This window comes from Caldimonas hydrothermalis (assembly GCF_056746695.1).
This window is the reverse complement of record NZ_JBWQXA010000021.1, coordinates 1-10557: the sequence shown is the minus strand read 5'-3', so window position 1 is coordinate 10557 and position 10557 is coordinate 1. Positions and strand designations below refer to the sequence as shown.

Sequence of the window (10557 nt, the reverse complement as noted above, 5' to 3'; positions counted from 1 at the left end):
GCACGAACAGGTCTGCGCCGGGCTGAGAGCGCCAGAAGGACGAGGGCTTGATGCGCGGGGTGATCATGGGCGCCATCATGCCGGCTCATGGGCTGCAAGGGGGAGGGAGGTTTCGAGAAGTGCCCTGTGACAGTGTGTGTCGCTGCCTGCCTGGGTGGTTTCAATCCCTGCAGTAGAAGCGGTTGCGTTCGGCCAAAGCCTGTGGCGCGTAGATGGCGCGCGCTTTGGCAACGGCGGCTTCCCCGACACGACGGCGGAGGTCCGGCTCTTGGTGCAACCGAGCGATCATTTCCAGGGCTTCATCTGGGCGATCGAAAAGGAAGCCGTCCTGACCGTCGTCGATGTACTCTGCGTAGCCGCCATACCTGTTGGCAACCACGGGCAAGCCACAGGCCATCGCTTCCAGGATCACACGCCCAAAACTTTCAAGAAAAGTACCTGGCCAATAGTAGAAGCAGTCGATCGACTGCAAGAAGTCTTCGGCATGCATGCTTCCGGAAGGGAGGATGCTTGTGTTCGGCAAGTCAGCCAGAAGAGGTCGCATGCACGTTGCACCCATCAGACGCACTGGAATGCCTTTGTCGTTCAGGGCGCGGTACAGACGAGGGTCTTCGACCAAATGGTGCTTGTTGAATTCATCTCGACTCAGCCGACCGACGATGAAGCGATTCTCATAGTCTCGCTCTCTAGGACGGAATCGTTCAAGATCGACCGGGGAGGGGTGGACCTCGCCAGGCCTGCCAAATATGCGACGCTGGAAGTCGCTGATATACACCAACTCAGGGCACGGGCCAATCGAAGCCAGGAGTCGAAGGGATTCCTCCGTCGCCTTGAAGTCGAACGTATTGACAAGCACGATACGTCTGTGGAGCTTCATCCATCGAGCCCAGGGCTTAGGCGTCCAGTAAGTGCCCACGTGCACAGCATTGACGTCCTTCATCTGCAACGCATCAAGTGGACCAAGCATGCGGATGCCGCGCCTGCGCCATTGCGCGTGCGGCCGGCTTGACACACTCCAGCAAGACGTTGGGGTGATCTTGCCCAAATTGCTCGACAGCTCGTAGGCTTCCCATTCGGATCCGCCAAGCTCGCGGAACGCATTGAACACTGCGACGGGCCTCATGTTTCACGCTGTGATTATTGAGTTTGCTATCTCTGATTAGATTTTGTTAGTGGCCAATCGCCGCTGCCACAGAACAACCTTGCGCCACTGGATGAACAGCTTGGGTTCTCGCCAGACGCCAGCGATGTGCTTGCTGTTTTCAGCATAAAGGTTGAAAGTATCGAAATATTTAGAGTACAAGTGGTGCAGGACTGTCAGATTCGGCTTGTCAGCACGCATCAGTTCTCTTGCTGTTCTGTAGTAGGCTTGAGCTGCCATCTTCTGTAGATCGAGAGTGAGTCGTTGGTTAGTGCTGCCGCTTGCCACCTGTTGCCAACTCTCCACACGGTCTATGCAGGCACTCATATAGTCGTCGATATACTTTGTATCTGCAGCGCGATGGGTTGTGGATCCTCGATGAACCCTGTAACTGACTAGCGCATCCGGCAGCCAATAGTAAACCTCGCATCGTAACAAGAGATCTGTCAAAAACCTTATATCTTCAAAGTTTACTCTTTGCTGGAATGAAAGCCCTTCAGCAAGGCGTCTCTTGAAAATCTTGTTCCAAAGGTAATTGTTGTTTGTCCTCGATATGCCGTACAGTAGATCCCATTCGGGGGCTCTATTGAGCCGCGGCTCCCTTTTCTTTCCGATCAGACCCTCTCTGTGTTTAAGCTTGTGGCCGCCTTGTTGGATTATGTTGTAGCCAGTCTGGACAAGATCAATATCGGCAGTGCTCTTGCAAAGTACATCTAGGATTTTGTTGTAAGCCCCCTCGTTCATCAGATCATCGGCATCAATAAACCATACATATTCTCCGCGAGCATGCTGGAGTAGCTGGTTTCTCGCGATCGCAACGCCTTGGTTACGAGTCCCCTTTATGATTCTCAAGGGTTTGACCAATGAGTGGTGATGAAGAATATTCAGACTGCCGTCAAAAGATGCATCATCATAAACAACGAGCTCCGATCTTTCGTCGAGTTGAGACGAGATGGAGTGAAGGCAGTCAGCAAGATAGCATTCGGCGTTGTAAACTGGTACCAAGAGACTTAACTTTGGGCGATCCATGATGTGGTTCGAGCCCCCCCTTGAATCAACAAATGGCTCGGCGCCGCATGATGCAAAAAGAATCTGATGTGCAGTTTTCTTGGGGATGCTTTGATTTCAGAGTGTGATTTCATGGAGCGTGGGTTCTCATAGTAACGTTGGCCCCTTGCGCCGAAATTCTTCTAAGAGCGCGTTGATTTTCCGGATCAACTTTCTTGTTGTACTGCCATCTGGATTCTTCCAACTCTTGCCCCAGTGGTGGATCGCAAAGGTCTCTGGTTTGATGTCGCTGAACATGAGGCCCGTAGAGCGTCTCTGGGGATCATAAGGGTTATAGGGGTAGAAAAATATCTCGGGATAGATTTCAAGATCCTTGTTTTCCATGGATTCAAGGGCCATCTTCGCTACGCGCGGCGCAATAAGGTATGGCAAATTCTTCTCGTGTCGTTCATCAATGATTTTCATGCATTTTCTCATGAACTCGTGCCCTGCTGCCGCTCCCAGGATGGCGGTATTCACTCGATCTTTCGACTCATAACCCATAAAGCATGTGTTGGATAGAAGAGGGTCAAAACACTTGATCACTTCGACATCAGTGTCGAGATATATGCCCCCGTACTCATGAATGACTCTCATTCTAACATAGTCAGACATGAAAGCCCACTGCTTGTTTCTGTGGCAGTGGCGCAGGAAGGGGGTATCAATCGGAGTATTTTTTTCGTCCCAGCGCACAATTCTGTAATCTGATAGATGCATGTTCCAGCTTTCGATGCATCTTTGGTGCTGCTCGGGCATGGGCTGGTGTCCGTACCAGCAATAATGAATGATTTTTGGGATCATGCGATATCAGGGTAAGGAGCGTTCTAAACAGTACACCAGAAATTCGTAGGGCTGGTTCGTGGTTGCACTTCGGGTTTGAAACCGCCCCCTGCATGGACCTGGGTTCACTCCTGAAGCAGACAGGGTTCTGTTCAGCCCTGGCAGCTACCTCAAGAGCGATAGCGCCAGTTGTACCATGTGTACAACCCTTGATATTTGAGCTTGCGCCAACGTGTCGCGATGTCGCCAGGCATTTTCCGTGAGCCGATGGTAGACATCACACTGTCATCCGATGACCGTAAAGGGTAGGGTAATACGCCACGCACGCGCAAGCTGCATTCCCACCAATGCCGCAGATCAACATCGATAGGCCGGCCGAAAGGGGGCCGGGTATCCAACAATTTGTTTGCACCACTAAGAGATAAGACATAGCCGCCAGTCAGGCTTGGCACCCGCCTGTAGTGGACCAGATCATGGCCCTTGGTCAACGCTACGCGGCGGGATGGGGATTCAAGTCCCCGTCCAATCAGCTTTACCATGTCCCAATCGAGCGGTCCCCGTTCTAGTTTATCTAACACCTCGGGTAGGCTGGCATCTGGTACTACGTCGTCCTCGAATACAGCTATAAACGGCCAGTTGTGGTGGACCATGTGTTTCCACAGACTGATGTGACTGGCGTAACAACCGATCTCGGCCGGCGTCAACGGACGGTAGAAGCCTTTTCGATTGCCTTCGGCACTGTAATAACTTGCCAGAGCCTCGGCGGATAGGGCCGTTCCTCTGACGGCTTCGAAACGCTCGACATAAAGGCCGACTTGTGCAAACGCTGCGCTGGTGGCACGCCATCGCGCACTATGGTCTCGCAAATTGATGACAAAGAGTTGCATGACGTCAGGCTGGTGCTGCTGCCGAGTTTGACAGCCCTTCTCGCCTGTCATGTCGGCAATGCAGGTGTTCGGTGGGTGGGGGTGCCGGTCGGTAGCAGGCTCTCAACGGCAAGGTCGGCATGGGCTGTGGAAAGTTCGTCACTTTTATGCAAGCCAAGGCTTGAGCTGAGGCGGGATTCCTCATGCCGAGCCAAGAAGGGCCGACCACGTTGGAGCGGCAGGGGCGCTTCAGCCTCAATTGTCGTGCAAGCCGCAGAAGACGGCACCGGCACTTTGCGAGGGCAGTTGCGCCACGAGATGATGGTGTTGGCAGATCATCTGTTCGAAGGCGTGTCAGACGAGCCTACTGTCGGAAGAAGAACAGGCCCTTGCCGTGGCTGGGGCGTACTCAACACCGACACCCCCCACAGCCCCAGCACGATGAGCGCCACGCCACCGGCCTGTGCCCCCAGGCTCAGCGTGTGCGCCTGCCACAGGAAGGCCGCGGTGGCCCCCAGCAGAGCCAGGAACAGGGCGCCGGCGGCCCATTGCGCCCAGGTCGGCATCGGCGGGTCGTAGCGCTCGAGGCGCGACAGGTCGAAGGGCGCCTTGGGGAAGCGCTCGGCCACGTCGGCCGGCCGCCAGCCCGGAGGCTTGAACCAGACGCGCAGCTTGTCGCTCCAGCGCCGCGCGCGCCAGCTGTCGAGCACCAGGTCGCGATAGACCTGCAGGTTCGCCCACACCGGGTTCCAGCTGCGCAGCGGGCTGCGCGTGCCGTAGACGCAGGGCTCGCGGTCGTCCTCCTCCTGGAAGGTGCCGAACAGCCGGTCCCACAGGATCAGGATGCCGCCGTAGTTCCTGTCCAGGTACTTGTCGTTCACGGCATGGTGCACACGGTGGTTGCTCGGTGAGCAGAACACCCGGTCGAACCAGCCCAGCCGGCCGATCTGCTGGGTGTGCACCCAGTACTGGTAGAGCAGGTCGATCAGCGCCACCACGCCGAAGACCAGCGGAGGAAAGCCCAGCACCGCCATCGGCAGGTAGAAGACCCAGCCACCGATCCAGCCCGAGCTGGTCTGGCGCAGCGCGGTGGAAAGGTTGTAGTCCTCGCTCTGATGATGCACCACGTGGGCGGCCCAGAACAGCGCACATTCGTGCCCCAGCCGGTGGTGCCAGTAGTAGCACAGGTCGTACAGCAGCAGCCCCGCCACCCAGACCCACAAGGCATCGGCCGGCAGGTCCCACAAGGCCAGGTGCTGGTGGGCCACCGTGTAGATCCCCACGGTCAGGGCCTTGGTCAGTACCCCCACCACCTGGCTCATGATGCCCAGGCCGATGCTGCTCAGGGCGTCATTGAGCCGGTAGGTGTTGCGCCCGCGCCAGCGCCCCACGAGGTATTCCACGGCCATCAACAGCAGGAAGACCGGGGTGGCTACAACGATGATCTGTGCACCTTCCATGCGACGCGCCTGAACCAGACAAGCCTCGATTGTGTGCAGCGTGGAGCGGCCGTGGACTTCGGGCAGACCCTCAGCGCCCCGGTCTCTCCAGGATCTCGTCGAGCGCCAGGTCCTGCAGGTGCTGGGTGTCGGCCCACCCCACCAGCGTGAAGCCCTCGGGGGTGTACAGCAGGCGGTTGATGCTGGCGTTGGCCAGCTCCCAGGTGCGCGGTGCGCGCAGGTCGATCCGCGTGGCGGCGCGATACAGGCAATCCAACACGCCGCCGTGGGCGACCAGGGCGATCGTCTGGCCGGGGTGGGCGCAGGCCAAAGCCCCGGCCTGCTCGACCACTCGCCGGTAGAACACGTTCAGGCTCTCGCCGCCTTCCGGGCAGAACTCGGGATCGCGCTGCCGCCATCGCAAGGCCTGCTGCGGCCATTGCGCCTCGATCTCGCGGAAGGTCCGACCCTCGAAACGGCCGAAGGCCCGCTCGCGCAGCCCCGGGACCGGTTGCACCGGCAAGCCCGTGAGCTCGGCCAGCGCCTGCGCGGTCTGCCGGGCGCGGCTCAGGTCGCTGCTGTAGACGGCCTGCAGGTTCTCATCGGCCAGGGCCCGGGCCAGGCGGCGGGCCTGGCGCCGGCCGGTGTCGTTGAGCGGGATGTCCAGGTGGCCCTGGATGCGGGTGTCGACGTTCCAGGCGGTCTCGCCGTGACGGATGGCCAGGATGCGGGTGGGCTGGGGATGGGACATGCAGGACAGGGTGGAGGGGGCAGTGCGGCGGCGGGGGCCGGCGCATCCGGCCGTCCCGATGGTCGTTCAGCCTGCGCGCAGGCGCCGATTCAGGGTGTAGGTGCCCACGAAAGAGGCCGAGCCCAGCACGTGACCGGCGATCGCCTGGCGCACCTGGGCGCCGGTGAACGCCCCCTCGACCGGACAGCGCGCCAGATCCAACGCGAAGAGCGTGAACACGTAGTGGTGCACCAGGGCATCGTTGAAGGGGGGGAAGGGGCCGTCATAACCGAAATACGACCCCGCCATGTCGGGGTTGCCGGCAAACCAGCCCGTGTAGTCGTTCAGTCCGTGCCGCGCCCCATGCAAGGTGGCCGGTCCGGGCTTGCCCCGCGGCGTGAAGCCCTTGGAGAACTCGCCCTCGGCGATCTCGCTCACCGTGGGCGGCAAATCGACCATCACCCAATGGAAGAAGTCCACCCGCGGCAGATCGGCCGGCACCTCCCGGTCGGGCTTGTTGACGTCGTCACCTCGGCTGGGCACGTCCGGATCGTGACAGATCAGCGCCAGCGACTGCGTGCCCGACGGCAGCCCGCTCCAGGCCAAGTGGGGGTTCAGGTTGTCCGAGAAGGTCACACCGCCTTGCGGATCGGGGCGCCCGGCCGCGTAGCGCTCGGGGATGGCCTGTCCGTCGTTCCAACTCTGGCTCCACAGTTTCATCGCGGTCTCCTGTGCTTGTGCTTGGGGTGGGGCATCAGACGCCCCAGACGATGTCCTTGCCGGCCTCATGGCAGCGCCGGATCATCTCGATCAGCGGCCACAGCCGCTGCCGCAGTGTCACGCCGTCCTGCGGTGGCAGGCTGCGGCCCTCGGCTTGGGCCTCCTCCTCGGCGCGCCGGCGTTCGGCTTCTTCCTCGGCGATGGCACGTTCCAGGGCGGCGATCGCCGCCGGCATCTCCGCGGGCACGAGGATGCCCTTGCCGCCCGGCGTCTTGCCGAGCAGACGCATCACGTGATCGCCGTGGACCCCCGTCATGATCACATCGCCAGCCGCCTTGGACCTGAACTTGTAGAGCATCTCCCCGGCCTCACCGGTACATGTAGCTGCGGTTGAAAGGATAGACCGATTGTGCGCCGCGCATCGGCCCTGGCACCGGGTCCCCGCTCGGCCGCGAGGCCAGCAACTGGAACAGCGAAATCCAGCCCCGCTCGAAGCTCATCGCGCAGCCGGCCAGGTACAGCCGGTAGGCCCGCACCGTCTTCTCGTTCGTGACCGCGCGCGCCTCGTCCAGCCGGGCCTCCAGAGCGTCGGACCAGGCCCACAGCGTGCGCGCATAGTGGGGGCGCAGGTTCTCGGCGTCGAGCAGTTCCAGGCCGCCCTCGGTCAGGGCCTGCGCCACCTCCGACACGTGCTCCAGCTCCCCGCCAGGGAAGATGTACTTCTCGATGAAATCCCCCATGCCTGCCCCGAGCTGGGCGTTGTGCACTCCCCCGGCCGTGATGCCATGGTTCATCACCAGGCCGCCAGGCACCAGCAGGCGGCGGATCTTGTCGAAGTAGCCCACCAGGTTGGCGCGTCCGACGTGCTCGAACATCCCCACCGAGGCGATGCGGTCATAAGGGCGGTCCTCGGGCATGTCGCGGTAGTCCCGCAAATGCATCTGCACCCTGCCACGCAGGCCGAGCTCGTCGATGAGCCGGTTCACGTGGGCATGCTGGTTGCGCGACAGCGTGATGCCCTCGGCCTGCACGCCGTAGTGCTGCGCGGCCCACAGCAGCAGCCCTCCCCAGCCGGCGCCGATGTCCAGAAAGCGCTGCCCCGGCCCGAGCTGCAGCTTGCGGCAGATGTGATCGAGCTTGGCTTCCTGGGCCTGGGCCAGCGTCATGTCCGCCTCGCGGAAATAGGCGCACGAATACACCCGCCGCGGGTCCAGCCACAGCGCATAGAAGTCGTCCGAGACGTCGTAGTGGAACTCAATCTGCCGCGCATCGCGTTCCTTGCGATGGCGCCGGCGGGACTGCACCGAGCGCCACCAGCGCTGCCACCAGGTGGGACGTCCCTGCGCGACCGGATCGCCCACCAGACGGGCGGCCACGGCCATCAGGTCGCGCATGTTCCCGTCGATGTCGAGCTGGCCCATCACATAGGCATCGGCCAGGGCGCCGATCTGCCCGCGCGCCAGCGCACCCAGCCAGCGCGGTTCGTGCAGCCGCAGCCGGACCTGCGCATCTCGGGTGCCTGCATGCCCCCCCGGCCATTCCAGCGCCACCTTGCGCGGCAGGCCATCCAGCTTCTGTTCGATCAGGCCCGTGAGCCCTGACATGGCGCATCCTCCACAAATCAGGCAACGCCACCGGCACGGCGTAGCGTCCCCCCGAGTCTGACCGATGGAAGCCGCCCAAGGCAAGGACTGGCGGTGCGCTATGCGGACAGGCGCCGGCTCCGGGAGTCCCGTCTGGCTGGGTGCGGGGCGCGCTGCTAGCATCCGCGCATGACCCTCCAAGTGTTCGGATTGCCCGTTGCCCGCGGGGTGGCCATCGGCAAGGCTGTCCTGGTGGCCTCCAGCCGTGTGGACGTGGCCCACTACTTCATCAGCCCCGACCGCGTCGAGGCGGAGATCGATCGGCTGCGCCGGGCGCGCGATGCCGTGGCCGAGGAGCTGGCTGGCCTGAAGCGCGACATGCCCTCCGACGCCCCTGCCGAGCTTGGGGCCTTGCTCGACGTCCACCTGATGCTGCTGCACGACGAGGCGCTGACCGGGGCCACCAAGCAATGGATCATCGAGCGTCACTACAACGCCGAATGGGCTTTGTCGGCCCAGCTCGAAGTCCTGGCACGCCAGTTCGACGAGATGGAGGACGACTACCTGCGTGAACGCAAGGCCGACATCGAGCAGGTGGTCGAGCGGCTGCTGCGGGTCCTCGGCCGCAACGGCTCGGTGCTGTCGACCGCCCCCGCGCCCAACCCAGGCGACTGGGGCGGGGAGGATCCCCTCGTGCTCATCGCCAACGACATCGCGCCGGCCGACATGCTGCAGTTCAAGCGCAGCATCTTCCAGGGCTTCGTCACCGATGTGGGCGGCAAGACCTCGCACACCGCCATCGTCGCGCGCAGCATGGGCATTCCGGCCGTGGTCGGCGCACGGGAAGCCAGCCATCTCATCCGCCAGGACGACTGGGTCATCATCGACGGCGATGCCGGCGTGGTCATCGTCGACCCCTCACCCATCGTCCTCGAGGAATACCGTTTCCGCCAGCGCCAAAGCGAACTCGAGCGCGAGCGCCTGGCCCGGCTGCGCCACACGCCGGCCGTCACGCTCGACGGCGAGCGTGTCGAACTGCTGGCCAACATCGAGCTGCCCCAGGACGCACCAGGGGCCTTGCAGGCCGGGGCCGTCGGCGTGGGCCTGTTCCGCACCGAGTTCCTCTTCATGAATCGCAACGGCGAGCTGCCCGGCGAGGAGGAGCAGTTCGAGGCCTACCGGGCTGCCGTGCAGGCCATGCAGGGCCTGCCCGTGACCATCCGCACCATCGACATCGGTGCCGACAAGCCCCTGGAGCGCATGTCCCACAACGAGCTGCGCCACGAGCACACGCTCAATCCCGCGATGGGCCTGCGCGCGATCCGCTGGAGCCTGTCCGAGCCCAGCATGTTCCGCATGCAGTTGCGTGCCATCTTGCGCGCCAGCGCCTACGGCAAAGTGCGCCTGCTGATCCCCATGCTCACCCACCTGGGCGAAGTGCGCCAGACCTTCGAGGCCCTGGCGCGGGCCAAGCAGCAGTTGACCGATGCGGGGCTGCCGTATACCGACGTCGAGGTGGGGGCCATGATCGAAGTGCCCGGGGCCGCCTTGCTGGCCCAAAGCTTCGTGCGACATTTCGACTTCGTTTCGCTGGGCACCAACGACCTGATCCAGTACACGCTGGCCATCGATCGTGCCGACGAGACCGTGGCCCACCTGTACGACCCTTGGCACCCCGCGGTGCTGCGCCTGGTGGCCGACACCATCGCCTGCGCGCGCTCGGCCGGCAAGGGGGTGAGCGTGTGTGGCGAGATGGCCGGCGACCCCGCCTTCACGGCGTTGCTGCTGGCCATGGGGTTGCGCAGCTTCTCGATGCATCCCTCGCAGATCGCCACCATCAAGCAACGCATCCTTCGTGCCGACACCCGCCGGCTGGCGCAGCACCTGGGCTCGGTGCTGGCCAGCGAGGACCCGCAGGAGACCTGTCGGCAGCTGCTGCGATCGGATGCGGCGCGCGATCACGCGGCCATGCACTGAGCGACTGACCGTCCTGGCATCGCCCTGTCAGCGGCCCCTGGCGGGGCAACCCAAAAGCGTGCTACAGTCACGGTCTTCGCTGCTGCACCGAGGCCGCCCGCCTTCCTAAAGCAGGCACGGCGCCAGATGCGACGAAGCAGACGAAATAACCGAGTGCTTGACAAGGAAATCGAAATCTTGCAATAATCTCGGTCTTCGCTGATCACTGATTAGCGACGCAAACGAAGCGATGGTTTTGTTTGTGTGGTGGGTTCTTTAACAAGATACAGCCGAT

At 62.2% G+C, this 10557-nt stretch carries 9 protein-coding genes and 1 pseudogene; 1 reads left to right on the top strand and 9 read right to left on the bottom strand.

All coding sequences use genetic code 11. From position 1 onward, the window contains the following. Nucleotides 1–160: 160 nt before the first annotated feature. The 9 genes and pseudogenes from AC1ECW_RS16030 to AC1ECW_RS15990 form a co-directional block, all read right to left on the bottom strand. A complete protein-coding gene (locus AC1ECW_RS16030) occupies nucleotides 161–1123 on the bottom strand; it encodes a glycosyltransferase family 4 protein (protein WP_481202270.1) in 963 nt (320 codons plus the stop codon). A gap of 36 nt (nucleotides 1124–1159) precedes the next feature. Continuing rightward, complete coding sequence (locus AC1ECW_RS16025; RefSeq protein ID WP_481202269.1) at nucleotides 1160–2170, bottom strand: glycosyltransferase family 2 protein; 1011 nt, start codon at nucleotides 2168–2170, stop codon at nucleotides 1160–1162. Between the two features lie 126 nt (nucleotides 2171–2296). After that, a complete protein-coding gene (locus AC1ECW_RS16020; protein WP_481202268.1) occupies nucleotides 2297–2989 on the bottom strand; it encodes a glycosyltransferase family 32 protein in 693 nt (230 codons plus the stop codon). 149 nt (nucleotides 2990–3138) lie between these two features. Further along, on the bottom strand, nucleotides 3139–3855 hold the full coding sequence (locus AC1ECW_RS16015; protein ID WP_481202267.1) for a glycosyltransferase family 25 protein: 717 nt from the start codon (nucleotides 3853–3855) through the stop codon (nucleotides 3139–3141). Nucleotides 3856–4253: 398 nt separating this feature from the next. Beyond that, nucleotides 4254–5294: pseudogene (locus tag AC1ECW_RS16010) on the bottom strand (sterol desaturase family protein); the annotation flags it as partial. Nucleotides 5295–5364: 70 nt separating this feature from the next. Continuing rightward, on the bottom strand, nucleotides 5365–6024 hold the full coding sequence (locus tag AC1ECW_RS16005; RefSeq protein ID WP_409703663.1) for a histidine phosphatase family protein: 660 nt from the start codon (nucleotides 6022–6024) through the stop codon (nucleotides 5365–5367). Between the two features lie 66 nt (nucleotides 6025–6090). Continuing rightward, complete coding sequence (locus tag AC1ECW_RS16000; RefSeq protein WP_409703660.1) at nucleotides 6091–6723, bottom strand: YbhB/YbcL family Raf kinase inhibitor-like protein; 633 nt, start codon at nucleotides 6721–6723, stop codon at nucleotides 6091–6093. A gap of 34 nt (nucleotides 6724–6757) precedes the next feature. Further along, entirely contained in the window at nucleotides 6758–7081 is a 324-nt protein-coding gene (locus tag AC1ECW_RS15995; RefSeq protein ID WP_409703657.1) for a DUF1840 domain-containing protein, read from the bottom strand. A gap of 10 nt (nucleotides 7082–7091) precedes the next feature. Then, nucleotides 7092–8327, bottom strand: a complete 1236-nt coding sequence (locus AC1ECW_RS15990; protein WP_409703654.1) for a class I SAM-dependent methyltransferase — start codon at nucleotides 8325–8327, stop codon at nucleotides 7092–7094. A 168-nt stretch (nucleotides 8328–8495) separates the two neighbouring features. Here AC1ECW_RS15990 and ptsP point away from each other — a divergent pair, with 168 nt between their 5' ends. Beyond that, on the top strand, nucleotides 8496–10283 hold the full coding sequence (gene ptsP, locus AC1ECW_RS15985) for a phosphoenolpyruvate--protein phosphotransferase (RefSeq protein ID WP_409703651.1): 1788 nt from the start codon (nucleotides 8496–8498) through the stop codon (nucleotides 10281–10283). The last annotated feature ends 274 nt before the right edge of the window (nucleotides 10284–10557 follow it).

What these genes read in the sequence shown, in the direction of transcription:
- AC1ECW_RS16000 (WP_409703660.1), bottom strand. Translation starts at nt 6,723, where the DNA reads ATGAAACTGTGGAGCCAGAGTTGGAACGACGGACAGGCCATCCCCGAG.
- AC1ECW_RS16020 (WP_481202268.1), bottom strand. Translation starts at nt 2,989, where the DNA reads ATGATCCCAAAAATCATTCATTATTGCTGGTACGGACACCAGCCCATG.
- ptsP (WP_409703651.1), top strand. Translation starts at nt 8,496, where the DNA reads ATGACCCTCCAAGTGTTCGGATTGCCCGTTGCCCGCGGGGTGGCCATC.
- AC1ECW_RS15990 (WP_409703654.1), bottom strand. Translation starts at nt 8,327, where the DNA reads ATGTCAGGGCTCACGGGCCTGATCGAACAGAAGCTGGATGGCCTGCCG.
- AC1ECW_RS15995 (WP_409703657.1), bottom strand. Translation starts at nt 7,081, where the DNA reads ATGCTCTACAAGTTCAGGTCCAAGGCGGCTGGCGATGTGATCATGACG.
- AC1ECW_RS16005 (WP_409703663.1), bottom strand. Translation starts at nt 6,024, where the DNA reads ATGTCCCATCCCCAGCCCACCCGCATCCTGGCCATCCGTCACGGCGAG.
- AC1ECW_RS16015 (WP_481202267.1), bottom strand. Translation starts at nt 3,855, where the DNA reads ATGCAACTCTTTGTCATCAATTTGCGAGACCATAGTGCGCGATGGCGT.
- AC1ECW_RS16030 (WP_481202270.1), bottom strand. Translation starts at nt 1,123, where the DNA reads ATGAGGCCCGTCGCAGTGTTCAATGCGTTCCGCGAGCTTGGCGGATCC.
- AC1ECW_RS16025 (WP_481202269.1), bottom strand. Translation starts at nt 2,170, where the DNA reads ATGGATCGCCCAAAGTTAAGTCTCTTGGTACCAGTTTACAACGCCGAA.